Origin of the sequence: Stutzerimonas kirkiae (assembly GCF_004327335.1) — a bacterium.
GTDB classification, from domain to species: domain Bacteria; phylum Pseudomonadota; class Gammaproteobacteria; order Pseudomonadales; family Pseudomonadaceae; genus Stutzerimonas; species Stutzerimonas kirkiae.
Window position 1 is genome coordinate 44834 of the sequence record NZ_QJUO01000022.1, and the last position, 25507, is coordinate 70340.

At 65.5% G+C, this 25507-nt stretch carries 21 protein-coding genes and 1 pseudogene; 7 read left to right on the forward strand and 15 right to left on the reverse strand.

Annotated elements, in window-relative coordinates; all coding sequences use genetic code 11:
• Window positions 1-110 precede the first annotated feature (110 nt).
• From glpE to DNJ95_RS12900, 7 genes are all read right to left on the reverse strand, one after another.
• Window positions 111-437, reverse strand: coding sequence for a thiosulfate sulfurtransferase GlpE (gene glpE / locus DNJ95_RS12870; protein WP_131185136.1), 327 nt, complete (start codon window positions 435-437; stop codon window positions 111-113).
• Between the two features lie 254 nt (window positions 438-691).
• Entirely contained in the window at window positions 692-1516 is an 825-nt protein-coding gene (locus DNJ95_RS12875) for a symmetrical bis(5'-nucleosyl)-tetraphosphatase (RefSeq protein ID WP_131185137.1), read from the reverse strand.
• A complete protein-coding gene (gene apaG / locus DNJ95_RS12880; RefSeq protein WP_131185138.1) occupies window positions 1513-1896 on the reverse strand; it encodes a Co2+/Mg2+ efflux protein ApaG in 384 nt (127 codons plus the stop codon). The genes DNJ95_RS12875 and apaG overlap by 4 nt, the downstream gene beginning before the upstream one ends.
• Window positions 1893-2684, reverse strand: coding sequence for a 16S rRNA (adenine(1518)-N(6)/adenine(1519)-N(6))-dimethyltransferase RsmA (gene rsmA / locus DNJ95_RS12885; protein ID WP_131185139.1), 792 nt, complete (start codon window positions 2682-2684; stop codon window positions 1893-1895). Before rsmA ends, apaG begins: the two co-directional genes overlap by 4 nt.
• A 123-nt stretch (window positions 2685-2807) precedes the next feature.
• A complete protein-coding gene (gene pdxA, locus DNJ95_RS12890) occupies window positions 2808-3815 on the reverse strand; it encodes a 4-hydroxythreonine-4-phosphate dehydrogenase PdxA (RefSeq protein WP_131185140.1) in 1008 nt (335 codons plus the stop codon).
• Between the two features lie 126 nt (window positions 3816-3941).
• The gene (locus DNJ95_RS12895) at window positions 3942-5249 is read right to left on the reverse strand and encodes a peptidylprolyl isomerase (protein WP_131185141.1); all 1308 of its coding nucleotides are present in this window, start codon (window positions 5247-5249) and stop codon (window positions 3942-3944) included.
• A complete protein-coding gene (locus tag DNJ95_RS12900; protein WP_131185142.1) occupies window positions 5230-8010 on the reverse strand; it encodes an LPS-assembly protein LptD in 2781 nt (926 codons plus the stop codon). The genes DNJ95_RS12895 and DNJ95_RS12900 overlap by 20 nt, the downstream gene beginning before the upstream one ends.
• A gap of 157 nt (window positions 8011-8167) precedes the next feature.
• Here DNJ95_RS12900 and DNJ95_RS12905 point away from each other — a divergent pair, with 157 nt between their 5' ends.
• From DNJ95_RS12905 to DNJ95_RS12915, 3 genes are read left to right on the forward strand one after another with little or no spacing between them, the layout of a single operon-like run.
• Window positions 8168-9184, forward strand: coding sequence for an aminoglycoside phosphotransferase family protein (locus DNJ95_RS12905; RefSeq protein ID WP_131185143.1), 1017 nt, complete (start codon window positions 8168-8170; stop codon window positions 9182-9184).
• Window positions 9181-9852, forward strand: a complete 672-nt coding sequence (gene murU / locus DNJ95_RS12910) for an N-acetylmuramate alpha-1-phosphate uridylyltransferase MurU (RefSeq protein ID WP_131185144.1) — start codon at window positions 9181-9183, stop codon at window positions 9850-9852. Before DNJ95_RS12905 ends, murU begins: the two co-directional genes overlap by 4 nt.
• Window positions 9853-10614: a TerB family tellurite resistance protein gene (locus DNJ95_RS12915; protein ID WP_131185145.1), complete on the forward strand. Its 762-nt coding sequence runs from the start codon at window positions 9853-9855 to the stop codon at window positions 10612-10614. It abuts the gene before it with no gap.
• A 150-nt stretch (window positions 10615-10764) separates the two neighbouring features.
• Here the strand turns inward: DNJ95_RS12915 and DNJ95_RS12920 are convergent, their stop codons facing one another.
• Entirely contained in the window at window positions 10765-11832 is a 1068-nt protein-coding gene (locus DNJ95_RS12920; RefSeq protein ID WP_165491630.1) for a DUF3530 family protein, read from the reverse strand.
• A 165-nt stretch (window positions 11833-11997) separates the two neighbouring features.
• Between DNJ95_RS12920 and DNJ95_RS12925 the strand changes: the two genes are divergently transcribed.
• The 3 genes from DNJ95_RS12925 to DNJ95_RS12935 all read left to right on the forward strand — a co-directional run bounded on the left by DNJ95_RS12925 (window position 11998) and on the right by DNJ95_RS12935 (window position 16637).
• Window positions 11998-14379, forward strand: coding sequence for a PAS domain-containing sensor histidine kinase (locus tag DNJ95_RS12925; RefSeq protein WP_131185147.1), 2382 nt, complete (start codon window positions 11998-12000; stop codon window positions 14377-14379).
• Window positions 14380-14400: 21 nt separating this feature from the next.
• A complete protein-coding gene (locus tag DNJ95_RS12930) occupies window positions 14401-15030 on the forward strand; it encodes a response regulator (RefSeq protein ID WP_131185148.1) in 630 nt (209 codons plus the stop codon).
• A gap of 530 nt (window positions 15031-15560) precedes the next feature.
• Entirely contained in the window at window positions 15561-16637 is a 1077-nt protein-coding gene (locus DNJ95_RS12935; protein ID WP_131185149.1) for a sigma-54 interaction domain-containing protein, read from the forward strand.
• A gap of 196 nt (window positions 16638-16833) precedes the next feature.
• On the opposite strand, the gene DNJ95_RS12940 is transcribed toward DNJ95_RS12935, so the two are convergent.
• Window positions 16834-17742, reverse strand: a complete 909-nt coding sequence (locus tag DNJ95_RS12940; RefSeq protein ID WP_131185150.1) for an Rpn family recombination-promoting nuclease/putative transposase — start codon at window positions 17740-17742, stop codon at window positions 16834-16836.
• Between the two features lie 176 nt (window positions 17743-17918).
• Here DNJ95_RS12940 and DNJ95_RS12945 point away from each other — a divergent pair.
• Window positions 17919-18883, forward strand: a pseudogene (locus DNJ95_RS12945) (IS1595 family transposase).
• Between the two features lie 140 nt (window positions 18884-19023).
• Here the strand turns inward: DNJ95_RS12945 and DNJ95_RS12950 are convergent.
• The 6 genes from DNJ95_RS12950 to DNJ95_RS12975 are packed head-to-tail and all read right to left on the reverse strand — an operon-like array spanning window position 19024 to window position 25503.
• Window positions 19024-20133: an LLM class flavin-dependent oxidoreductase gene (locus tag DNJ95_RS12950; RefSeq protein ID WP_131185151.1), complete on the reverse strand. Its 1110-nt coding sequence runs from the start codon at window positions 20131-20133 to the stop codon at window positions 19024-19026.
• The gene (locus DNJ95_RS12955; protein ID WP_131185152.1) at window positions 20127-21143 is read right to left on the reverse strand and encodes an LLM class flavin-dependent oxidoreductase; all 1017 of its coding nucleotides are present in this window, start codon (window positions 21141-21143) and stop codon (window positions 20127-20129) included. The genes DNJ95_RS12950 and DNJ95_RS12955 overlap by 7 nt, the downstream gene beginning before the upstream one ends.
• Window positions 21144-21174: 31 nt before the next feature.
• Complete coding sequence (locus DNJ95_RS12960) at window positions 21175-22218, reverse strand: LLM class flavin-dependent oxidoreductase (RefSeq protein ID WP_131185153.1); 1044 nt, start codon at window positions 22216-22218, stop codon at window positions 21175-21177.
• Window positions 22215-23231: an LLM class flavin-dependent oxidoreductase gene (locus DNJ95_RS12965; RefSeq protein WP_131185154.1), complete on the reverse strand. Its 1017-nt coding sequence runs from the start codon at window positions 23229-23231 to the stop codon at window positions 22215-22217. The genes DNJ95_RS12960 and DNJ95_RS12965 overlap by 4 nt, the downstream gene beginning before the upstream one ends.
• Entirely contained in the window at window positions 23228-24166 is a 939-nt protein-coding gene (surE, locus tag DNJ95_RS12970; RefSeq protein WP_131185155.1) for a 5'/3'-nucleotidase SurE, read from the reverse strand. The genes DNJ95_RS12965 and surE overlap by 4 nt, the downstream gene beginning before the upstream one ends.
• Complete coding sequence (locus tag DNJ95_RS12975) at window positions 24163-25503, reverse strand: LLM class flavin-dependent oxidoreductase (protein ID WP_131185156.1); 1341 nt, start codon at window positions 25501-25503, stop codon at window positions 24163-24165. Before DNJ95_RS12975 ends, surE begins: the two co-directional genes overlap by 4 nt.
• Between the last annotated feature and the right edge of the window lie 4 nt (window positions 25504-25507).

Genomic DNA, 25507 nt, shown 5'->3' on the forward strand with positions numbered 1-25507 from the left:
AGCCATTTGGATGGCCTGAACTCAAGGATAGTTCGGATTTATCCGAACATGGAGGCTTTCTTTTCAATCGACTTGTGTCGACGGCGGCCCTGGGGCGACCGTTCGCGCAGTCAGTCCTGGCTGGTCTCGATATGTTGCGGGTACAGGCTGTGCCAGAGTTCGAAACCGCCATCGAGGCTATAGACCGCATCGAAACCCTGGCTGGCGAGATAGGCGGCGGCACTCTGGCTGGAGTTGCCGTGGTAGCAGGCGACGATCAGCGGCTGGTCGAGGTCGGCGGCTGTGATGAAATCGGCCAGCGAGTGGTTGTCCAGGTGATACGAGCCACTGATACGAGCGTTGGCGAAGCTCTGGGGATCGCGGATGTCCACCACTACCGCACCTTGTTCGCGCAGGGATTGGGCCTGTTGCGGGTCGATGCGTTTGAAGTCGGTCATGGAAAGCAGCTCCAAGCGTTAAGCGGCAGGCAAAGACAGCCAAAAGGTGCCAGGACAAAGCGCAGCAGTCTAGCAGAGTCGCTTGCAAGGCGTGTTCGAAGCCCGGCAGACCGAGGGTGATGCACTGTCTCGTTGCCCGAGGATTGGTAATCGAATCTGCACGCGAGGGTGCAGCGCAAGAGCTGCCCAGACGCCCGTGGTGTGGTTATTCCTGGTGCGCATGGCGCTTCAGGGCATGTGCGCGCGGGTGTCGTTCAGGACTTGGGGCGGGGGCAATCGCACTGGTGACGTACCCCGCTGTCGAGATCGAGCAGGGTCAGGCAGTTGCCCCAGACGCAGCCGGTATCCAGGGCATGGACATTGGGCTCGTCGCAGCGCCCTTCCAGGGCGGCCCAGTGGCCGAAGATCAGGATATTGTCGCGGGTCTTGCGGTTGCGGTGGCTGAACCAGGGCGCGAAGCCCTCCGGGGCGCTGTCCAGGCCTTCCTTGCTGAGCAGGTCGAGGGTGCCATCGGCCTTGCAGAAGCGCATGCGCGTGAAGTAGTTGGTGATCAGCCGCAGCCTTGGGATGCCGTGCAATTCCTTTTTCCACTTGTCCGGCAGGTTGCCGTACATACCGTCGAGGAAGGGCAGCAGCATGGCGTCGTCACGCAGCGCCTGTTCCACCTCATGGGCGCGCAGCAGTGCCTTGTTCAGTGACCATTGCGGTGGAATGCCCGCATGCACCATGGCGGTATTGCGTGCCGGATCGTGGTGGATCAGTTTCTGCTGGCGCAGGAAGTCGATCAGGTCGTTGCGGTCGGGAGCGTCGAGGATCGGCTGCAGTGTGTCCGAGCGCTTGAGCCGGCCGAAGCCATAGGCGACGGCCAGCAGGTGCAGGTCATGGTTGCCGAGTACGCAGATGCCCGAACCGCCCAGGTCGCGCACGAAGCGCAGGGTCTGCAGCGACTGCGGGCCGCGGTTGACCATGTCGCCGACCACCCACAGGCAGTCGCGCGAGGCACTGAAATCGACTTTTGCCAACAGCTTCTTGAGTGGGTCGAGGCAACCCTGCAGGTCGCCGACGGCATAGGTGGTCAATGCAGGACTCCCGGAACGGCCAGGCGGAAAGGCGTGATGATGGCATCGAAGCTGTGGCCGTCGACGGCGAGCATGCGGTAGCTGCCGTGCATATTGCCGACCTCGGTGCTCATCAGCGTACCGCTGCTGTAGACATGGCTTTCGCCCGGTTCGATCACCGGTTGCTCGCCGATCACTCCCGCGCCGCGGACTTCCTGTATCCGGCCATCACCATCGGTGATGATCCAGTGGCGCGACAGCAACTGGGCGGCGATGGCCCCGTTGTTCTCTATGGTCACCGTGTAGGTGAAGGCGTAGCGATTCTGCTCCGGCTGCGATTGTTCGGGCAGGTAGCGCGGGCTGACGTTCACGTCGATCTGGTAATAGGCGGTCTGGATCATGCGGTGTCCTGGCTCAACTGGTTGGACAGACGGACGAAGGCGGCCAGGTCAAGCTGCTCGGGGCGCAGGCTGCCATCGACCTCCGCGGCCTCGATGGCCGGGGCATCCAGCAGGCCCTTCAGGGTATTGCGCAAGGTCTTGCGCCGCTGGTTGAAGGCTTCGCGCACCACGCGCTCCAGTTGCCGGTGATCCCGGGCCGGGTAGGGCAGGGTGTCGTGTGGGACCAGGCGCACGATGGCCGAGTCCACCTTGGGGGCTGGGTTGAAGGCGCCAGGGCCGACATTGAACAGGTGCTCCACGCGGCAGTGGTACTGCACCATGATCGACAGGCGTCCCCAGTCGCCGTTGCCGGGCTCGGCGGCCAGGCGCTCGACCACTTCCTTCTGCAGCATGAAATGCATGTCGCGGATCCGCGTGGCGTGCTCGAGCAGATGGAAGATCAGCGGGGTCGAGATGTTGTACGGCAGGTTGCCGACGATCCGCAGCTCGCGCGGTCGTGGGGCAAGCTGCGCGAAGTCGAACTTGAGCGCGTCGCCCTGGTGCAGGTGGAAACGCTCGTTGCCAGCGAACTTCCCTTGCAGGATCGGTATCAGGTCGAGGTCCAGCTCGACCACATCCAGTTGCGCGCCGCTGTCCAGCAAACCCTCGGTCAATGCACCCTGGCCGGGGCCGATTTCCACCAGGCGCTCGCCGGCCTTGGCGTGGATCGCGCGCAATATGCGATGGATCACGCCCGCATCGTGCAGGAAGTTCTGGCCAAAGCGCTTTCGTGCGCGGTGTTGCTGCATAAAGAGTGGCTCCAAGCGGCAAGCTGCAAGCTGCAAGCGGTGAGCAAGAGCGTGAAGCAAAAAGATAGACTGCGCAGCTTATCAGGTGAGCCAGGGGGTGGCATCTTCCCTGGCTTGCTGCTTTTAACTTGAGGCTTGTGGCTTGCAGCTTGTGGCTCGCTGCATCCGATAGGCCGTTTCCAGTGCCACCTGCAGGCTGCCGGTGTCGATGCGGCCAGTGCCGGCCAGGTCGAGGGCGGTACCATGGTCGACCGAGGTGCGGATGATGGGCAGGCCCAGGGTGACATTGACCGCCGCGCCAAAGCCCTTGTATTTCAGCACGGGGAGGCCCTGGTCGTGGTACATCGCCAGTACCGCGTCGCAGTGCTCCAGGTGCTTGGGGGTGAACAGTGTGTCGGCGGGCAGGGGGCCGGTGAGGTCCAGGCCCTCGGCGCGCAGTTCATGCAGGGCGGGCTCGATGACTTCGATTTCCTCTCGGCCCAGATGGCCGCCTTCCCCCGCGTGCGGGTTCAGGCCGCAGACCAGAATGCGTGGCCTGGCGATGCCGAACTTCTCCACCAGGTCCTTGTGCAGGATGCGCGCAACCCGCTGCAGGCGCGGCCCGGTAATGGCGTCGGCGACCTCGCGCAGCGGCAGGTGCGTGGTGACCAGCGCCACGCGCAGGCCCTGGGTGGCGAGCATCATCACCACCTGCTCGGTATGGGTCAGCTCGGCGAGAAATTCCGTATGGCCGGAGAAGGGAATGCCCGCTTCGTTGATCACGCCCTTGTGTACCGGGGCGGTGATCATGCCGGCGAAGTACCCATCGATGCAGCCCTGGCCGGCGCGGCGCAGGGTTTCCAGCACATAGGCGCCATTGGCCTTGTCCAACTGCCCGCAAACCACGGGGGCGGCCAGGGGCGTGTCCCAGACGTAGAGACTGCCCGCCGGTGCGGGGTGCGGCGGCCAACTGGAGGGTGCGACTGGGAGCAACTGGATATCCAGGCCCAACCGGGCAGCGCGCTCGCTCAGCAGCGCCAGGCTGGCGATGGCCACCAGCGCCCGGGGTTGTGCCTCGCGCGCCAGCAGCAGGCAGAGGTCGGGGCCGATACCGGCGGGCTCTCCGGGGGTCAGGGCGAAAGGAAGGGACATGGAGTGCAAGCCTCAAGCTGCAAGCGACAAGTCAGGATGGAAATACGGAGTTCGAAGCTCGACAGGGATGCGCAAACCCGCACACCCTGTCTTGCAGCTTGCAGCTTGCAGCTTGCAGCTTGCAGCTTAAAGCTTGATCTCCACATAGGCTTCGTCGCGAATCTGGCGCAGCCAGGTTTGCAGTTCTTCGTCGTATTTACGGTTGCGCAGCAGGTTGACGGCCTGTTGCTCGCGGAAGGCCTCGCTGGCGTCCGTGGCACGGCGACCAAGCACTTCCAGAATATGCCAGCCGTAGGCGGTCTCGAACGGTTCGGACAACTGGCCATTGGCGCTGTCGGCCATCACCGCGCGGAATTCCGGAACCAGTGCGTTCGGATCGATCCAGTTGAGATCGCCGCCGTTGAGGGCCGAACCCGGGTCTTCGGAGAAGCTCTTCGCCAGTTCGCCGAAATCCTCACCGTTCAGGATGCGCTGGCGCAGTCGCTCGACCAGGCGGCGGGTTTCTTCGCTGCTGCGGATGGCGCTGGGCTTGATCAGGATATGACGGACATGTACCTCATCCCGCACCAGGTGCTCGCCACCGCGCTTGTCCAGCAACTTGAGCAGGATGAAGCCCGCCGGGGTCCGTACCGGCTCGGTGACCTGGCCGATGGCCAGGTCGCCTACCAGGCTATCGAAAGGCGGGGGCAACTGGGCAGCCTTGCGCCAGCCCATGTCGCCGCCTTCGAGGGCGTTCTCGCTGGCCGAGCGGGAAACCGCCAGTTGCGAGAAGTCGGCACCTCCCTGCAACTGCTGGTAGGTGTCCAGGGCGGCGCGCTCGGCGTGCTGGATGGTCTGGGCATCCGCGCCTTCGGGGAGCGGGATGAGGATATTGCCCAGGTGGTATTCCTCGGAGAGCTGGAGTTTGCCCAGATCGGAGGAGAGGAAGTTCTGTACCTCCTGGTTGGAAACCTGGATACGTTCGGCAACGCGCTGCTGGCGCACGCGGCTGATGACCATTTCCCGGCGAATCTGCTCGCGCGCGGCTTCCAGGCTGAGGCCATCGTTGGCCAGGGCGGCACGGAACTGCTCCAGGGTCAGGTTGTTGCGCTGGGCGATGGTGCCGAGGGCCTGGTTCAGCTCCTCGTCGCTGATGCGGATGCCCGAGCGTTCGCCCAGTTGCAGTTGCAGATTTTCCGTGATCAGCCGTTCCAGTACCTGTTGTTGCATGACCTCTTGCGGCGGCAGTTCCGCACCGCGTTTTTCGATGGTCTGCAGCACTTCATTGATGCGCTGGTCCAGTTGGCTCTTCATGATCACGTCGTTGTCGACGATGGCCACGATGCGGTCGAGCGGGCGTACTTCGGCCAGGGCAGAAGTGGCGAGAGTGCTGTTGCCCAGCAACAGGGCGCCCAGTAGCAGCGGGCGCAGGCCGTTAGAAAGCTTGATCTTCACGTTGACGGTAACCTTGAATGCCTTGGTCGAGGAATGTCTCGGCGGAGTTGCCGAATACACCACCGAGTCCCTTGAGGACGATTTGCAGGAAGATGCCGCGGTCCGGTTCGTCGTTCTGGCGAGGGTTGAGGCCGACCTCATCATAATCGATCCAGTAGCGGTTGATCAGGCGCAGTTTCCAGCAGCAACTGTCGTACTCGAAGCCGCCGAAGGCCTCCAGCGTACGGTTGCGGCCATAGTCATGCTGCCAGCGGGCGATCACGCTCCATTGCGGCACGATGGGCCACACGGTGGAAAAGTCGTGCTGGCTGATCTTGTAGTAGTTCTTGATGTAGGTGCCGCTGGTCGGCGAGCCGTAGTTAGAGTCGTATGTCCACTGGCCGGTCTCGCGGTCGAAACGCAGGGTGTCGTTGCGATAGCGATAGCCGATGTTGACGATCTTGTTCGGATTGTCCGCCGGCTGGTAGTGGAGCATGGCGCTGCCGGAGCGGGTGCTGTGGCTGTCCGGGTCCCAGTTGAAGGTGGAGGCGAAGCGCCAGTCGCGGTCGTAGCGGTACTCGTATTCCAGCGCATAGGGCGATACCGAGGATTGCGCGGCGGCGCGGGTGCGGTAGTCGATCCCTGGCAACTGCACCTTGCGGTCCTGGAAGTAGAACGTCTGGCCGATGCTCAGGCGCTGGCGCTCGAAGCCGTTCGGCTCGACCCAGCGGTTGGTGAGTCCCAGGGAAAGCTGGTTGGCGTCGCCGATGCGGTCACGCCCGGAGAAGCGGTTGTCGCGCCACAGGGACGAGTAGCTGAAGCTGGTCTCGCCGGTATCGAAGACCGGGATATCGTCCTGGTCCTTTTCCGGCACGTAGAGGTAGAACAGGCGCGGCTCCAGCGACTGGCGATAGTCTTTGCCGAACCAGTTGCTGTCGCGGTCGAAGTACAGGCCGCTGTCGACGCTGAAGATCGGTACGCTGCGGTCCTGGTTGCTGTCGAAGGTGGTGCCGGTGGCCAGGCTGGCTTTACCGGTACCGTCCAGGCTCAGGTCGTACTGGGTGTAGGCGTACTTGACCTTGGGCGTGAGGAAGCCCCAGCTCCAGTTCAGTGGCAGGCTGACACTCGGCTCCAGATGAACGCGATCGCCTTCGGCGCGGTTCAGGCCGCGCAGGCGGGCGTCGTACCACTGCTCGGGCAACCCATACTGATTGATGTAGTTGCCATTCTTCAGGCTGCGCTGGAAGCTGACGAACTCGGTGTCATAGGCGAAGCGCAGCCCACCCGGCTGGAACGGCAGGGCGCCGTTCAGGGTGACTTGCGGCAGGCGCTCGTACGGGGTGATGTCGGTCACCGTGGCGCGTTCGTAGGCATGCAGGTTCAGCCGGGCGGTGAAGCTGTCGCCACGGTAGGACAGGCTACCGCGCTGGTTGAGGAAGTCCGGCTTGTCGATACCCAGTTGGGTGTCCAGGTCCTGGAAGTAGTACGGGTCGCTGATGTCGGTGTAGTCGAGTTCCGCCAGCCAGCGCGAGTCCAGGCCGGTCGTGTGCTGCACGCTGTACATCCAGCGCTGGTCCTCGTACTCCGACTGCAGCTTGCGCTCGTCTTCCTGGTCGTCCAGGTAGGCTGCGCCGATCTGGCCTTCGCTGCCGCGCGTCAGGTAGCGGAACTCGCCTTCCATCAGCAGGCCGCGCTTGGTCATCAGGTGCGGGTAGAGCGTGGCGTCGAAGTTGGGAGCCAGGTTGAAATAGTAGGGCGTCACCAGCGACAGGCCGGTATCGCTGGCGCTGCCGATGCTGGGCATGAGGAAGCCGGACTGGCGCCGGTCATCGATGGGGAAGTGGATATAGGGTGTGTAGAACACCGGGATATCCTTGACCCGCAGCGTGACGTTGGTGGCGGAACCGAAGCCGGTGGTCGGGTCGAGGGTGACGTTGTTGCCTTTCAGGTGCCAGGCATTGTCCGCCGGTTCGCAACGGGTATAGGTGCCGTCCTTGAGGCGGATGATCGAGGTTTCCTCGCGCTTGGCGTACTGAGCGCTGCCGCGTGTGCGGCTCTGGTGCATGACGTACTCGGCGTTCTCGACCTTGGCCTCGCCGCTGTCGAGGTGGATTTCCGCACGGTCGCCGACCAGCAGGGCGCCGTTGTCGCGTATCCGCACATTGCCGGACAGTTCGCCACGGTTCTCCAACTGGTAGAGGCTGGCTTCATTGGCCTCGGCCTGCATGCTGCCCTGGCGCAGGACGACATCGCCGGCCAGGGTGGCGATTTCCTGCTCCTGCTCGTAACGCGTGGCCTTGGCCGATACATAGGTCGGCGATTCGCTCATCGGCGTATCGTCGCGCTGGCCGGGCCGTGGCGGCTCGATATAGGCGCCGTGGCAATACGGGCCGGCCTCGGCCAGTTGCGCGGCGGTCAGGTTTTCGCGCGGGACCCAGTCCAGGTGGCTGTAGTCGCTGCTGCGCGAGGCCAGGGCACGCCCCTTGCTCTCGGTGACCAGAAGAGGCTGTTCGGCCCGCTGCTCGGCCTTGCCCGGGCGGCTTTCGGCGGGTTTGTCGGGTTTGGCGGCAACGCTGGCATTGGCCGCGCTGGCGCTCGGGCGTGGTGGCAGGTCGCTGGCGGGGCTCTGCGGCGCACAGTTCCAGCCGCCCGATGCGCCTGGCTGGCAAGCGAACTGTTCGGCCGCCGAGGACAGGCTGGCGGCGAGTGGCTGCATGGCGAGCAGGCCGCCGGTGACCAGCAGGGGAAATCTTTTACGAAACGCGGGATATTTGACTGCCATCTTTTTCTAGGGTCCGTGCTTGCGGCGAGCCATGGAGCGGCCAGGCCGCACGCCTCTCGATGGGCGGAGATTTGCAGACACGCTACGCGCGTCGCACAAGATTCGCGATAATAATGCATGACCCGCCTATCGGCTAGCGCCGTGGAGAGCTCCAGATATGCCGCAACATGATCACCGCCTGCAGGAACTGACCGCCTGGTTCGAACGCCAGTTGCCGGGCCTGCACCCGGACAACCCATCGGGGAGCCTGACCCCCGCCAGCAGCGATGCGAGTTTCCGCCGCTATTTCCGTTGGCAGGGGCAGGGCCGCAGCCTGATTCTGATGGACGCTCCGCCGCCACAGGAGAACTGCCGGCCATTCGTCAGAATGGCCGCCCTGCTGGGCGAGGCCGGCGTGCATGTACCCAGGGTGCTGGCCGAGGATCTGCAGCAGGGCTTCCTGCTACTTGACGATCTGGGCCGGCAGACCTTCCTGGATGTGATCGATACGGGCAATGCAGATGCCTTGTTCAATGCCGCCATCGATGCCTTGCTGGCATTGCAGGCGCATCCGCTGGACGAGTCGCTGCCACGTTATGACGAGGCCCTCTTGCGCCGCGAGCTGGAACTGTTCCCCGAATGGTATGTGCGGCGGCACCTGGGATGGGCGCTGAGCCCCGCGCAGCTCAGTGCCTGGCAACAGGTCAGCGACCTGCTGATCGATTCGGCCCTGGCGCAGCCGAAGGTGCTGGTGCACCGTGACTACATGCCGCGCAACCTGATGCTGAGCGAGCCCAATCCCGGCGTGCTGGACTTCCAGGATGCGGTCATCGGGCCGGTGACCTATGACATCACCTCGCTGTTCAAGGATGCCTTCGTCAGTTGGCCGGAGGAACGTGTCCACGACTGGCTGGCCCTCTACTGGCGGCGAGCGGGCGAGCTTGGCATTCCGGTGCAGGCGCAATGGCGGGATTTCCTGCGTGCCAGCGACCTCATGGGTGTGCAGCGCCATCTGAAGGTGATCGGCATCTTCTCGCGCATCTGCCACCGTGACGGCAAGCCGCGCTACCTGGCGGATGTGCCGCGCTTCTTCGGTTATATCCGCACTGTGCTGGCGCGCCGTCCGGAGCTGCGGGAACTGGGCGTGCTGCTCGATGAGCTGGCATCGCTCCCTGCGGCAAGGGTGCCGTCATGAAGGCGATGATCCTTGCCGCCGGCAAGGGCGAGCGACTGCGCCCGCTGACCCTGCATACGCCGAAGCCGCTGGTGCGGGTGGCCGGCGTGCCGTTGATCGAGTACCACGTGCGGGCCCTGGCCGCAGCCGGGTTCCGCGAACTGGTGATCAACCATGCCTGGCTCGGCGAGCAGATCGAGGCGTACCTGGGGGATGGCAGCCGCTGGGGTGTCGCCATTCGCTATTCGCCGGAGGCCGAGCCACTGGAAACGGGCGGCGGTGTGCGACAGGCCCTGCCGCTGCTGGGCGATGAACCTTTTCTGCTGGTCAATGGCGATATCTGGACCGACCTTTCGTTCGCCGGCCTGCGCCTGGCAGGTAACGACCTGGCGCATCTGCTGCTGGTGGACAATCCGGGGCACAACGCCGCGGGCGACTTCGTGCTGTGTGCCGGGCGTGTGCGCGATGATGACGTGGCGGGGGAGCGGCTGACCTTCAGTGGTATCTCCGTGCTGCATCCGGCGTTGTTCCACGATGTGCCGGAAGGGGCTTTCAAGCTGGCTCCGCTGTTGCGCCAGGCAATGGCCGATGGGCGTGTTTCCGGGGAGCGGCTGGCCGCTACATGGGTGGATGTGGGCACCCATGAGCGGCTGCAGGCGGTCGAAGCCATCGTGCGGGAGCGCCACTGAATGTTCTGGCCCATGACCTACCTGGGCGTGTTGGCCGGCGCCTTCCTGGCGAGTATCCCCGGTGCGATTCTCGGCGCCTTGCTGGGGCAGGCACTGGACCGGCATTTTCGTATCGACTCCTGGCAGGGGTTGCGTGAGCGGCTTGGCGCCCGGCCCGGATTGAGCGATGAGCAACTGCTGTTCTTTCTGCTGGGTCGGCTGGCCAAGAGTGGCGGGTGTGTGCGGGCATCGCATATCCAGGCCGCCCGCCGGGAGATGCAGCGACTGAAACTGGATGCCGGCGGGCAGCGGCAGGCCATCGAGTCCTTCCAGCAGGGGCGGGACAGCAGCGAAGGGCTGCGCTCTCTGCTGCGGCCGCTGGCCAGGCGCCGGGCCGAGGCCCAGGCGGTCCTGCAGGCCTGCTGGCGCATGGCGCGTGCGGAGGGTTCCATTGGCGTCCGTGAGCATGAACTGATCCTGCTCTGGGGGCGCTGGATGGGTTGGGACAGCGAGTCGGTGGCCGCGCTGGACCGGCAGCGGCGCAAAGAGTCGCCGTCCATTCGTACCGGCGTCTACGAGCAGGCGTTGCATTTGTTGGGCGTCGATGGCTCGAGCGATGCCCAGACGATCAAGCGCGCCTATCGCCGTCTGCTCAGCCGGCACCATCCGGACAAGCTGGCCGGTGCCGGCGCGACACCCGAACAGGTGCGCGACGCGACGGAGAAGACCCGCGAGCTGCACAATGCCTACGCGCTGATCCGGGAGCGCAAGGGGTTTCGCTAGGGCGCGTCTCAAGCTGCAAGCAAAAGATAGGATGCCGCTTCGGTGCTTTCGCCTGGAGCCTGTTCACGACTTCTCCAGCCACCACCGCCGCAGGGTGCGTCGGGCGCACTGGCAAGCGACACGTTATCACCCCGGTGCGCACGGCGCAGCCTACGGAAATTGCGCTTCCAGCTTATTGCTTCCAGCGTCCAGCTGCTTATCCAGCCAGCCGCGGACGCGCCGCTGGAGGCGCTCGCGGGCGGCATCCGGGTCGGCGCTTAATTGGCTCAGGGCAATCTGGCCGTAGTTCGCATGGTCCAGGCGTTGGCTTTCGTTCCTGCGCTCGCGGGCGGCCTGGCGTGCGATGTCATCATCCTTGTAGTAGATATCGGCGGTGGGCAGTCCGAGGGCCGCGATGGAAACCTCTTCATCGGCGTCGACGGGCTGTTTCGGGGAAATGACCAGCAGGTAGTCGACCGCCTCGGTATCGGTACTGCCCAGGTAGCGGGCGGCCCAGTAGGCGCCCGTGCCATGGCCGAGCAGCACCAGGCGTTTGACGTTCTGTTCCCTGGCGAAGTCGAGGGCGGCGGTGATGCGTTCGTCGATGCGTTCGCGACGGCTCTTACGTTCCTGTCGGGGTTGTTTTTCCGCCGTGTCGCGTTCGACGGGTGTGTCTTCATTCTGTGGGGGGGCGGTCTTTTCCGGAAGATAGCCGGCTTCGGTAGTCTCTGCTGGTGGCTGTTCTTCTGGCGGCTCGCCCTCGCTGGCCGCCGTCGGTTCATCCTCGGGCGGGCTGTCTTCCTTGGCGGGTGTGGCCGGGCGTTCCGATTCGAAGGCAGGCGGGTCGGGCAGGGTCAGGCTCAGGGTGTGCCAGCCCGCGTCCGGCAAGCGTTGGCGCAGCGGGGCGATAGTGTCGGGCCAGTCGGCGTGCTCGCCGTCGCTGGGCAGCAGAATGACCAGCCCCCTGGGCTGGGCCGTATTGGCCGGCAACCAGAACCCCGCGAACGATTCTTCACCCGCCTGTAGCTGCCGGAGTTGTTGCGCAAAGCGCATGGCCAGGGCCTTGGCATCGCTCTCGCTGCGCTCATCAGGTGCGAGATGGACGGCAGCCGTGGGCGGCTCGGGCGGCGACGCTGGCTGCTCGGCGGCGGGGGCATCCTGTTCGGCCAGGGCCGCCGGCAGGTTGCAACTCAGCAGGGCAAGGCCCAGCAAGGCGGGCAGGAGGTAGGCGGCAGGCATCTGTGGCTTGTCCGGTAGCGGGCGTCGTCGTGCTAGTAAGCCACAAGCGGCAAGCCGCAAGCCACTGGCGGCGTTTGCCCGGGGGCAGAAAAATCTTTTCAGCCCGTGCGGTACGTGCTTTGCTTCGGCGCTGGGTTTTGTCTCCATGATGGTCGGGTGTCGAGCATGAGTCGTTGTTTGTTGCTGCCGCTGTTCGCGCTGTGGTTATCGTTGTCGGGCTTGGCCGGCGCGGCTGATGGCGCAGCCTTTTCGGCGCAGCAGCAAGCCTGGCTGGCGGAGCACCGGCAATTGCAGGTCGGGGTGATCCTGCAGGCGCCCTATGCGCAACTGGAGCGGCGCCAGCAACGGCTTTCCGGCGCCAATGCGCAGCTCATGGAGCGGCTGGCGCAACTGATGGGGGTGGAACTGCGCTGGCACTATTTCAGTACCCAGGACGATCTGCAGCGGGCCTTGCGCGAGAAGCGCGTCGACCTGGCGCCGGGGCTTTCGCAGACGCCGGCGGGATTGCGGTTGTGGAACTTTTCCGATCCTTATATGCGCGTCGCCCATCTGTTGCTGGGGCGGCGCGAGGGCACCGGCAGCGTCGATATGGATGACCTGGCCCATGGCACCCTCGTCGCGGCCCATGGCAGTGCGACGGTGCTCGATTACCTGCTCACCAGCTATCCCCATCTGCGACTGGAGGAGAGCCCCACGGCAAGCCAGGCCCTGCACGCGGTGCTGGGGCAACAGGCGCGTTATGCGGTAGTGGGGGAGGCTCAGGTCAGCCGTCTGTCGCGGGACCCGGAGTTCGCCGAACTGGCGATCGTCGGCGATATCGGCTTCCCCTTGCTGTTGCGGGTCGGCACGCGCAAGGACTGGCCGGAGTTGGCGGAGATAGTCGATGTGGCCCTGCATGCGATCCCGGCGCGCGAGCTCGACCTTCTGCACCAGCGCTGGCTGCAGATCGCCTACCCGATGCCATCCGCCGCCCAGGACCTGTTGCGTAACCTCTGCCTGCTGTTCGGGGTGCTGCTGCTGGTGTCCGGCATGCTGCTGGTTTCACTGCGCCGACAGCGCGACGAGTTGCAGAACGGGCTGCTGGCGGCGCGCCAGGAAATCGAGGCCCGTGAAGTGTCGCGGGATGCGCTGCGGCTGTCGCAGTTTTCCCTCGACAACAGCACCCTGGGCATTCTCTGGGTCAATTGGGACAGCCACATCGGCTATGCCAACCGGGCGGTCGAGCAGATGCTGGGTTATGCGCAGGGGGCGCTGGTCGACCGGCCGCTGATCGACCTGGAGCCGCGGTTGCACATGGACCGCTGGCTGGAGCTGTGGCGCAATGTGCGGCAGGAGGACGAGCGCGAGATGCAGTTCGAGACGGAGTGCCTCCGTGCCGACGGCAGCCTGTTGCCGGTGGACGTTTCGTTGAGTTTCATGCGCTATCGCAAGACCGAGTACCTGGTGGTCTTCGTCACCGACGTGACCGAGCGCCGGCGAGCGCTGGCGGCGTTGCAGGAGAGCCAGGCGCGCCTGCAAGGCATTGCCGCGAATGTGCCGGGCATGGTGTTCCGCCTGGAGCGTGAGACGCCCGCCGAATTACCGAAGTTCGCCTTTATCAGCGAAGGTAGCGAGAGCCTGGCCGGTTATTCACCCGCCACGCTGCTGAGTGGCCAGCGTGGCATCTTCAGCCTGGTGCATGAGGCCGACCAGGCTGATTACCTGATCAGTCGTGACCGGGCACTGGCGCATGATCGCGACTGGCAATGGCAGGGACGTATCCTGACCCGCGGTGGTGAGCTGCGCTGGGCGGATATCAAGGCGACCGCGCGCAAGCTCGACAGCGGTACGGTGGTATGGGATGGCATTGTCTGGGATATCAGCGAGAACAAGCGCAACGAGCTGGCGCTGGTGGAGTCGCGCTTGCAGTTGCGCGAGCTGGCCGCGCACCTGGAGAGCGTGCGCGAGGAAGAGAAGGCGCACATTGCCCGGGAAGTCCATGATGAGCTCGGACAGGTGCTGACGGTCCTGAAGCTGGAAACCTCCATGTGCGAGTTGAGCTACGCCTACCTCGATCCCGGGCTGCAAGGCCGGCTGGGCAATATGAAAAAGCTGATCGCCCAATTGTTCCAGTTGGTGCGGGATGTGGCCACGGCCTTGCGCCCGCCGATCCTCGACGCGGGCATCGCTTCGGCCATCGAATGGCAGGCGCGCCGTTTCGAGGCGCGTACGCAGATTCCCTGCCTGGTCGACGTGCCGGAAAATCTTCCGCCACTGCCGGATGCCAAGGCCATTGGCCTGTTCCGCGTGCTGCAGGAAGCGTTGACCAATGTGATGCGCCACGCGCGGGCGCATACGGTCGAGTTGCGGCTGGCCCTCGAAGACGGGATGCTGTGCCTGTCGATCAGCGACGACGGCCAGGGTTTCGATCCCGCCGCGGTGGGCACCAGTTCGTTCGGCCTGGTGGGCATGCGCGAACGGGTCATGATACTGGGCGGTAGCCTGGAAATAGAAAGCCGTGCGGGCGTGGGCACGCTCTTGTGCGTGAAGCTGGCGCTGGATGAATGAAGGCGAATACGGGAGTACGGGTTGATAAGGGTATTGGTAGCGGAAGATCACACCATCGTGCGCGAGGGCATCAAGCAGTTGATCGGCCTGGGCAAGGACTTGCAGGTGGTCGGCGAAGCCTGCAATGGCGAGCAACTGATGGAGAACCTGCGGCAGACGCCCTGTGACGTGGTGTTGCTGGATATCTCCATGCCCGGGATGAACGGCCTGGAGGCCATCCCGCGTATCCGTGCCCTGAACAGGCCACCGGCGATCCTGGTGCTTTCCATGCATGACGAGGCGCAGATGGCGGCGCGGGCGCTGAAGATCGGCGCGGCGGGTTATGCCACCAAGGACAGCGACCCCTCGCTGTTGCTGGCTGCTGTGCGCAAGGTGGCCGCTGGCGGGCGCTATATCGACCCGGAACTGGCCGACCGCATGGTCTTCGAGGTCGGCCTGACCGACGAGCGCCCGCCCCATGCCTTGCTGTCGGAGCGCGAGTTCTCCGTATTCGAGCGCCTGGTGCAGGGCGAGGGCGTCAACGAGATCGGCCAGCACCTGGGCCTCAGCGGCAAGACCATCAGCACCCACAAGGCCCGCCTGATGCAGAAACTCGGCACCAGTTCGGTGGCCGAACTGGTGCGCTATGCGGTGGAGCACAAGCTGGTCTGAGAGCCAAAGGTCGATTCTCGAGGTGGGCGGCGTGTGGTGCTCGCTTCCCGTCCAGCTTTCGGTGGCCTGCCTTTCGAGGTCGTCGCTCCGGCAGCCTTGGTGCAGGCGGCAGGTCATTGCCGTGGGCCGGGGTTTCTCGTCGTATCCGCGGAGGTAGGGCCCCTGGTGTGCGGTGTCAGGTCCATCGCATGGATTCCCGCCTGCGCGGTGATGACGAGGCTCCCTGCGGGATATGCCGCTTCGAGCCTATGGCATGAAGCCTGCGGTTGCGCCGTCCAATATATTGAAAGGCATGGCCTTCAGCGCTCTTCCCGGGTTCTCGGGTTTTTCCGGTCGTTATCCGTAAACCGCCCGGTACGGGCATGTCCTATAGGCCCTGGTATCGGCTCCGGAAGCTTGCTTCATATAACCGTAATACCGGGGAAAATTATTTTTTACGGTTATTTTGATATAGAAATATATTATTTATAGTTATAAGGGATCGGGAATACCATTGTTTTCTCCTATGCCTTGAATCTTTCGAGTCGCCCATGAAAAGCCTTGCCCAGCATGACGTCACCGTCCTGACGCTGCCCGAAGGAGATGCCCAGCCGCTGTCCATCCGGGCCAAGGCGCTGGTGTTTCAGGACCCGCGCTCACGGGAATTACTCGATTACCTGGAGCGCCTGGCGCCCAGTGATGTGCCGGTGCTGATCCATGGCGAGACCGGGACCGGCAAGGAGTTGGTGGCGCGCCACTTGCACCGCATGAGTGGCCGCAGCGGGCCCTTCGTCGCCGTCAACTGTGGTGCCATCAACGAGAACCTCGCCGAGAGCGAGTTGTTCGGCCATGAGGCGGGTTCCTTCTCCGGCGCGACCGGGCGGCGCATCGGCTGGTTCGAGGAGGCCAATGGCGGCACGTTGTTCCTCGACGAGATCGGCGACCTGCCGTTGCCGCTGCAGGTCAAGCTGCTGCGGGTTCTGCAGGAGCAGGAGATCGTCCGGGTCGGCTCGCGCAAGCCGATCAAGGTGGATATCCGCCTGGTCTCGGCGACCAACGTGGACCTGCAGCAGGCCGTCGAGGCCGAGAACTTTCGCCTCGACCTGTTCTACCGGGTGAACGTGGCACGGGTCGATGTATTGCCGCTGCGCGACAGGCCGCTGGATGTGCTGCCACTGGCCGAGCACTTTCGCGAGCGCTACTGTCAGCGCCTGAGGATCGTGCCGCCGATGTTCTCCGAGGCGGCGGTCAATGCGCTGCTGGATTATTCTTGGCCCGGCAATATCCGCGAGCTGGAGAATGTCGTGCACCTGGCGCTGCTGGTCGCCACGGGCAAGGTCATTCGCCCGGAGGACCTCAAGTTCGCTGGCGGCAACCTGGCCGCCAGCCTCCAGGCGGGCGCTGCCAGTGGCGTGTCGCGCCTGCCTCAGGAGGTGATCCGCGAGCAGGTCCAGCGGCTTTTCGAGGTGCCGGGCGAGTCGCTGTACAAGGACCTGGAAGAGTTGCTGGTGCGCGAGGCCTATGCCTGGTCCAGTTACAACCAGGTGCGCAGTGCGGCGCTGTTGGGCATCACGCGCAATGCCATGCGCACGCTGCTGGTCAACCATGGGCTGCTCAAGGGGCGTTGAGCCGAAGCGGCTGGACGCGGGAAGCCATACGCTGGAACTGGAACGGCGCGCGAGCGTATTGCCCAGGGGGCGCGCAAGACGGTTCCCTTTTCCCCTTGCGGGCCAGGGTATGTACACAGGCCCGTAGATACTCTGTTGGCGGTCAAACGTTTTTGAGGGGCCCGCGCTCCCGCGTGGAAACCCTCCATGCGAGGTCTTACCCCTTATCCTCTGCGAACACCTGCTCCAACTGCCCGGCGAACAGCACCCGCTCGGTCCAGGTGGTCAGCTCGGCCTCATCGGCGCATTGCAGGCGCTGTTCGAGCGCATCGGGAAGCGCGCCGAACCTGAGTTGCAGCAAACGACGCAAGGAGTCAGCGCGGCCTTCGATTTTCCCCTCGGCCTTGCCTGCCAGACGCCCCCTGGCTTCGGCTTCCGCCTTTTCCGTCACCTCGTCATGCAGTGCGCGCTCACGCACGAAGGCCAGGCGCCGGGCTTCGTCATCGTCGGAGAGTGCTTGCAGGCGCGCGTGGGCCTTCTTGACTGCCGGGCTTTCGATGCTTTGCATGAGGACGTCCTCCTGCCAGTGCTTCAAATAGAGAATCCAGTCTGCCAGAGTGCTGCCACCTTGGGAATGCAGGCGGTCGGCCTTGGGCAGCTCGATCAGGTGCAGTTGCAGGCTGCGGTCCAGGCGTATCTGCGGCCGTTGCCGGTCGCGCAGTTCGAAGGCCCAGCAGGCCTGTTCCTCCTCGAACAGGTCGAAGTCCATCAGGTGGATGCCGATTACCGGTTGCACCTGCTGGTAGCCATCGCCCGCCTGCAATTGCCGGCCCAGGTTGCGCGCCAGGTAGTAGAGGCTGCGCGAGGGCCAGTCGGCGTGGTTGCGGGTCTGCATCTCGATATTGAACAGTTGCCCGGTCTGGTCGCGGGCGAGGATGTCCAGCACGATGAACTTGTCGGTCAGCTCCTCCGGGGCGATCTGCGGGTTGAGTACCTGCAGCTCGACAATCGGTGGCTCGTTGCTACGCACGGCGTTGATCAGGTTGGCCAACAGATCCGGTGCCTCGGCGAACAGGCGCTTGAAGATGACATCGAGCTTGGGGTCGAGCAGGGGCTGTCCGGGCACGGCGGGCATCCTTGTCGCTGATGGATGCCCGCACTGTATCGACTCTGGCCAGGGAAGACCGTGAAGCCGTTCACAGATGGAGTACGCCCGCAGGGATGGGGCCTTGCAAAGGCTATGCCCCAGTTACGTGTTGCAAGACTAACCTGAGAGTAGGTGCCCCCTGAGGAGGTCTACTCATGGATACCCAAGCGTTCCAACACTGGCTGGTTCAGTTGAACCAGCTCAGCGCCAAGCAAAGGTCCGCTCTCCAGCATGCCCTGCACGAGCAACCTCGGCAGGACAGACTGAAGGCAGCTTGCCGGACTTGAACGCCTGCCCGCATTGCGCAGCGCCAGCCGCGCAATTAGCGCCGTGGGGCTGGAGTCGCGGCTTGCGCCGTTATCGTTGTCGAACCTGTCGATGCACCTGTAATGCCCTGACCGCCACTGGGCTGGCGCACTTACGCAAAGCCGATCACTGGCCGGACTATGCCCAAGCTCTGATTGATGGCCTGACTGTCCGCAAGGCGGCCAGGCAGTGCGGTATCAGCAAAAACACAGCGTTCCTCTGGCGGCATCGCTTTCTGGCACAGGCGGCCGAGCACCACGACAGGCGTGAAACCGGCATCGTCGAAGTCGATGAGACCTTCTTCCTGGAGTCATTCAAAGGCCAACGCGACATGCCGCGCCCGCCGCGCAAGCGTGGGGGTGTGAGCAAGACACGTGGTACAGGGCCGGATCAGATCCCCGTTCTGGTCGTTCGCGACCGCGAGGGGCGCACCGCTGACTTTCAGTTGGAGAAGCTCGACGGCCCGCACGTGAGTGCCGCACTCAACCCTTTGGTGGATAAAGCGGCGGTGCTCTGCTCGGATGGTGCGGCGGTCTATACGGCGTTTGCGCGTCGCAGCGGAATTACCCACAAGGTGGTGCATGCCAGGCCTGGATCACGCGTTCGGGAAGCGGCTTTCCATATCCAGAACGTCAACGCCTGTCACAGTCGCTTGAAGGGCTGGATGGTGCGTTTTCATGGGGTGGCCACCAAATATCTCGTCAACTACCTGGGCTGGCGTCGAATGCTGGAGCGCTACCGGCAGACAATCCAGCCCAGCTACTGCTTGCAGGAGGCGGTGGGTCGCCCCATGCAACACGTAACTGGGGCATAGCCCTTGCAAAGGGCTCAGTAGAGTCGCTATGTGCATACGGTAGCCCGCGATAGGAGGGAAATGCCGCTATTCGCTCTGGCAAAGACGTTGAAAGGCCTGGCTCCGCCCGCCGCCGCCGCCGCCGTGACGCCCCGCCAGGCTTACCAGCCCGGCAGGCTCCTCAGGCGTGGCAGGAGTTCGCTGCCCAGGTGCAGGGCTTCTTCCAGGTGCGGGTAGCCGGACAGGGTGAAGCTGCCGATGCCCAGCGCCCGGTATTCTTCGAGACGCTCCACCACGTCGCTGTAGCTGCCCACCAGTGCGGTACCCGCGCCACCCCGTACCAGCCCCACGCCGGCCCAGAGATTGGGCGAGACTTCCAGCTCGCGGGCCCCCAGTTGACGACCGCGATGCAGTTCGTTCTGCCGGGACTGGCCGACCGATTCATAGGTATCGAGCTGCTGTTGTGCCTGTGCGATGGCATTGCGCGGGATTTCCTCGAGCAAGCGCTCCACCTGTTCCCAGGCCTGTTCACTGCTGGGGGCGGCAAAGATGTGCAGGCGCAGGCCGAAGCGCAGTTCACGTCCCGCCGCGGCGGCCAGGGCGCGCATCTGCCGGATGCGTTCCTCGATCATCGCCGGCGGTTCGCCCCACATCAGGTAGACGTGGGCCTGGCTGGCCGCGACGCGCTGGGCCGCCGCCGAGGCGCCACCGAAGTAGAGCTGCGGCAATGGGCTTTGCGGGGTTTCCAGTTGCAGTGGACCGGTAGGGTAGTGACGGCCCTGGTGATGGCGCCCTTCGCCGGCCCACAGGGCCTGGAACAGGCGCAGGAACTCCTCGGTGCGGGCGTAGCGCTGGTCGTGTTCGAGAAAGTCGCCGAGGGCGCGCTGTTCGAACCGGCTGGAGCCGGTGACGATGTGCAGGGCCAGGCGATCGCCGCAGATGCGCTGCAGGGTCACGGCCTTGTGCAGGGTGTAGGCGGGCAGTTCGACGCCGGGGCGCACGGTCAGCAGGAAGCGCAGGTCCTGTACTTCCTGGGCCAGTACCGTGGCGATCAGCCAGGGGTCTTCGAAGCCACTGGCGGTGGGGATCATGATCGAGTCGAAGGCGTTCAGTTGCGCGGCGCGCACGATCTGCCGCAGGTAGTCGAGGGTCGGCGCCCGCTCGCCCTGCTGGAACAGCGCAGCCTTGGGCAGGCCGCTGCTGGTCAGGTGGCGGCCGTCGCCATTGGTCGGCAGGAACCAGTTCACTTCGACGGGGGCTTGTTTCAGCACGCGAGCGAATCTCCGATATCGATGCCCCTGGCTTTCAGGCGCGGCAGGATTTCTTCGCCCAGGCGCAGCACCTCGCGTACCGATGGCCAGGCCTCCAGCAGCACATGGCCGATACCCAGGGCGTGCAGTTCCTCCAGCCGGGCCACCACCTGTTCGCTGCTGCCCACCAGCAAGGCTGGCTGGCCGGGCACGGGTTGCCAGAGGTTGGGGTAGAGCTCGAAACGCCTGACCGAGGCGGAGGCAAAACCCACGACCCGGGCGTCGCCATAGCCGCTGGCCTGCGCCAGGCCGCCAGGTTGCTGTTCGAGCCAGGCCGTGGCCGCCTGCCAGGCCTGCTCGGCGCTTTCGCGTACGATCAGGCCCAGGCGGGTGGCGAAGCCTAGGGTTCGCGCCTGTTCGCCGGCCGCCGCCCGCAAGCGCTCCAGGTTGGCCGCGAGGCGTTGCGGATGGTCGGCCTGCAGCAGGCACTGGCCGGCATGGCTGGCGATCAGTTGCGGGCTATGGCTGTCGTCCAGCAACAGGGGCGGCGGTGGGATGTCGCGGCGGGCCAGGCCGGCATTTTCCAGTTGGAAATAGCGCCCGGAAAAATCCAGCGGATTGCTGTCGGGGCGCAGCAGGTGGCCAAGGATATGCAGGTATTCGCCGATACGCTCGTTGCGCTGGTCGCGGTTGAGCAGTTCGCCGAAGGTGCGCCGTACACTGTTCTGCTCGCTGTCCGGCAGGTGCAGGTGCAGGCGACCATGGCTGATCGATTGCAGGCTCTGTGCCGCCGCCGCCAGCGCCGCCGGCAGCATCACTTCGGTCGACAGGCTGGTGGTCAGGCGTAGTCGGGTGGTATGCGCACAGAGTGCCGCCGCCACGGTAAAGCTTTCCGGGTAGCCAGGCCCGCTGGGGATGAACAGGCCATCGAGCCCGGCATACTCGGCGGCCTGGGCGACCTGGATCCAGGCGCCGGGATACTGTGTGGCGCCGGGAAGGACAGGCAGCTTCCAACTGATCGACAGGCTCATGGGCTGCGTTCCGGACTGGCGGGGAGGGCCATCATCCCAGTACTTGGCCGCGGTGCCCAGTGGCTTTGTCGCTGTGCGCCGGTATCCAGCCCAGCGCCGGTGCGATGTCCCGGGCGATACTTTCCAGCCGGCGCAGGACCTGGGCCTGTGTTGATCTTTCCGATTGTACCAGTGGGATGAAGTAGTCGGCGTAGGGCAGTAGGGACGGGTCGTGGCGCAGGCTGTGGACGATTTCCTCGGGATGGCCGTGGTGGACATTGAGCAGGCGCAGGTGCTGTTGCAGGTCGGCGGCCTCATCGATCAGCCCCTCGCGGATCAGGCGCGGTACATGCAACTCGATGTCCGCCGCCAGTTCCGCCTGCGCCGTCGACCTGTCGGCGGCGGGGAAGACGGCCCGCACAACACCGATACGAGGCGGACGGTCCTGGCGCTGACAGGCGGCGAGGTAGGCATCCGCCAGGGGTTTCTGCACGGTCAGCGGGTCGTGGGTCGCGGTGCCGAGCAGCAGGCCGTTGCCATGCCGCGCCGCCAGTTCCGCGCCTGCGGTGCTGCCGTGGGAATGCCAGAGGCGCTCGCCCAGCGTCGGCGCTGGCGGTTGCAGGCGGGCGTTGCCCGCCAGCGGCTCGCCGGCCAGCGCCCGCTGCAGCCGTTGCAGCCCCTGCTGGAAGTCCGCCTGGCGCTGCTCCGGGTCGTGGCCGAAGGCCGCGAAGACGTTCAGGTTGGCACCGCCACTGCCAAGGCCGAGCTGCAGCCGGCCAGTGCTCAAGTGATCGAGCACGGCGGCGTCTTCGGCCAGTCGCAGGCTGTCCTCCAGAGGTAGCACGATCACCCCGGTCCCCAACTCGATATGGCGGGTGCGCTCGGCAATGGCCGAGAGCAGCAGCAAGGGCGAAGGCAATTGGCCGAAGCCGCCGCTCAGGTGGTGCTGGGCGATCCAGCCGCCGTCGAAGCCGAGGGCTTCGGCGACCTCGAACTGTTCTATCAGGTCACGGTAGGACTGGCGCGGGTCGCTACCGAAGGCATGGGTGAGGAAGCCGAGCTTGAACGGGCGTTCATGCGGGGTGTGCAGGGTCATGGATGGGTGAGCTCCTGGGGCGAGGCCTGGGTGCTGGCGGGCTGCCAGCCGAGCGCCGGGGCGATCTCCCTGGCGACCCATTGCAGGTGACGAATCGCTTCGTCGAGGGTGGTCGAGCGGGTTTGCACTTGTACCACCAGTTGGTCGTCCGGCCCCAGTGCGGGGCCGTGGGCGAGCCGCAGCGCGATGCCGGCGGGGTCGCCATGGAGGATGTCGAGGCGTTCCAGCTCCGCGGAGAAAGCCTCCGTGGCAGCGCCGTCGTAGCGACCGATATGCTGCTTGCCCGCGATGTAGTCGCGGATGTCGCGCTGTAGGCTGGCGTCCGGGTCGCTGGCATCACTGCCGGGGAACACCGCGCGCACCAGGGCGATGCGCGCGGGCCGCTGCGGCTGGCGCCAGGCCGCGCGGTAGCGTTCGATCGCCGCCAGGCTGGCCGAGGGCGGCAGGTTGGGATTGGGCGCGACGATCAGGCCGTTGCCGCGCTCGGCCACCTGCTCCACCCGCGAGGTGGCCTCCCAGGTGCGCTGCAGCAGGCCGCTGGCGGCCGGCGCGAGGACCTGGCCGGCGGCATTCAGCCCGGCGCCGGCGAATAGTTGCGCCAGCCGTGCGATACGGCTGTCGTACTCGCTGTGGCGCTGTTCGAGGTCCTGGCCGAAGCCGGCGAAGCTCTGCGGATCGAAGCCGGCGCCCAGGCCCAGTTGCAGGCGGCCGCTGGCCAGCAGGTCGAGCACGGCGGCATCCTCGGCCAGGCGCAGGGTCGGCTCGTGGGGCAGGACGATGATGCCGGTGCCCAGCGCGATGCGCCGTGTGCGCTGGGCGGCGGCGGCCAGCAGCGGCAGCGGGGACGGCAGGCGCCCGCTCTCGCAGGCGAAGTGGTGCTGGGCGACCCAGCCGCTATCGAAGCCCAGTTCCTCGGCGACCACGAACAGCTCCAGCGCATCCTGATAGACCTGTGGGCTGAAAGCCGGGCTGTAGACACGGTTGAGAAAACCCAGGCGCAGGCGTCCGCTCATTGCGCATTCTCCTTGTAGGGCAGGCCGAGCAGGGCTTGTGCCGCGGCCGGTGGGCTGGTTTCGGCGGGCTGGCCGCTGAACGGGCTGATGGTGATATAGCCCCTGGCCAGCCACACCGCTTCGTCCTGCTGTTGCGCCGGCGTCGCCTCCGGCACGGCGGCGAAGCTGATGCCCGGCTTGCCGGCCTGGGCCGCGAACAGCGGGCCGAGGTCGTCGGTGTAGACGATGGCGAAGGGGCGCTTGCTGCCGATACGGGTCGCCTGGATACCGGCGATGGCGCCGGTCGGCGGCAGGTTGACGTTGAGGCCGGTGCCCGCCGGCAGCAGGGCCTCGCCTGGGGGGCGGTGGCGCTCCAGGGTGTCGACCAGGCGGGCGACGATTTCGGCCACTCGGGCGCTGTCCCGTTCCTTGAGGTCGACGCTCACGGCGATGCTCGGCACACCCTGCTGCAGGGCGGTGGCGGCGGCGTTGAAGGTGCCGGAAATGTTGTTCAGCGGGCCGAGGTTATTGCCCGGGTTGGGGCCGACGATGGCCAGGTCCGGGTCCGGCAGGATCTTTTCCAGCCCCAGCAGGATGGCCATCACCGGTGTGCCGCTGATCTCGACGCGGACTTCCTTGCCGGCGCATGCGGGGCTCTGGCACAAGCCGTCTTCCCAGGTGGTGAGGTAGTAGCTGTCGGGGTAGGCCGGGTCGCTGTCGCGGCCGATGCGCACCTCGCGGCCATAGAAGAAGGCGCCGCCACGGGCGCTCTGTTCGCGGTAGGGCGCGCTGATCTTCACCGTATGGCCGCGGGCCTTGAGTGCGTCGTACACCGCCCGCAGGTTGGGGTGGTCGTAGCCGTCGTCATTGCTCAGCAGGATATTCAGGGCGCTGGCCGGGGGTGCCGCCAGGGCCAGGATCAGGGCGCCGGCAAGGCGCCAGGGGGTGGGTTTCATGGGCCGGTCTGCTCCTGGCTGAAACGGTTGGCGGGGCGTTTCAGCCCCAGGTGCTCGCGCAAGGTGCGGCCGCTGTATTCGCGGCGGAACAGGCCGCGCCGCTGCAGTTCGGGAACCACCTGCTCGACGAAGCTCTCCAGGGTGCCGGGGAACACCGGGAAGAACACATTGAAGCCATCGCAGGCATATGACTGGAACCAGTGTTCGAAGAGGTCGGCGATATCCTCGGCGGTGCCGATCGCCGGGTTGGCCCCGGCCAGGCGCAGATAGAGCTGGCGGATGCTGAGGTTTTCCCGGCGGGCCAGGGCGATGGTCTGATCGCGGCGGCTGCCGCGCTGGCCGGGCGGGGTGTCCGGCAGCGGGCCGTCGAGGTCGTGGCCGGAGAGGTCGATGTCCTCGCCCAGGGTATCGGCCAGCAGGCGCAGGCCGACCAGCGGGTCGACCAGCGCCTGCAGTTCCTCGAAGCGTTCCCGGGCCTCTTCGCGGGTGCGTCCGACGAAGGGGGTGATGCCGGGCAGGATCTTTATTTCGTCCGCGCCGCGACCGAAGCCAGCGGCCTGCTCCTTTAGTTCGCGGTAGAAGGCCTGGCCGCTTTCGACGTCCTGTGGTGCGACGAAAATCACTTCGGCCACCCTGGCCGCCAGCCGGCGGCCATCCGCCGAGGCGCCGGCCTGCACCAGCACCGGGTGGCCCTGGGGCGGGCGCGCCACGTTGAGCGGGCCGCGCACCGAGAAGTGCTCGCCCTGGTGGTCGAGCACGTGCAGTTTGCCCGGGTCGAAATAGCGGCCGCTGGCCTTGTCGCGCAGGAAGGCGTCGTCGTCCCAGCTATCCCACAGGCCCTTGACCACATCGTGGAACTCTTCGGCGCGCCGGTAGCGATCCGGGTGATCGACGTGCTGGTCGCGGCCGAAATTCCAGGCCTCGTCGGCAACCACCGAGGTCACCAGGTTCCAGCCGGCGCGGCCTTTGGAGATATGGTCGAGGGAGGCGAACTTGCGTGCGATATGGTACGGCTCGTTGTAGGTGGTGGTCGCCGTGGCGATCAGGCCGATGCGCTCGGTGACCGCCGCCAGCGCCGAGAGCAGGGTCAGCGGTTCGAAGTGCTCGGCGCGGGCGGTGCGGCTGAGGGCATCGAGGTGATGGCCCCACAGCGCGACCACGTCGGCGATGAACAGGGCGTCGAGCTTGCCACGCTCGGCCAGTTGCGCGATGCGCTTGAAATGCTCGAAGTCCTGGCTGGCATCGGCCTGGGCCTCGGGGTGGCGCCAGGCGGCGACATGGTGGCCGCTGTTGGCGAGGAAGGCGCCGAGGTGCAGTTGATCGGTGCGTCGTGACATGGCG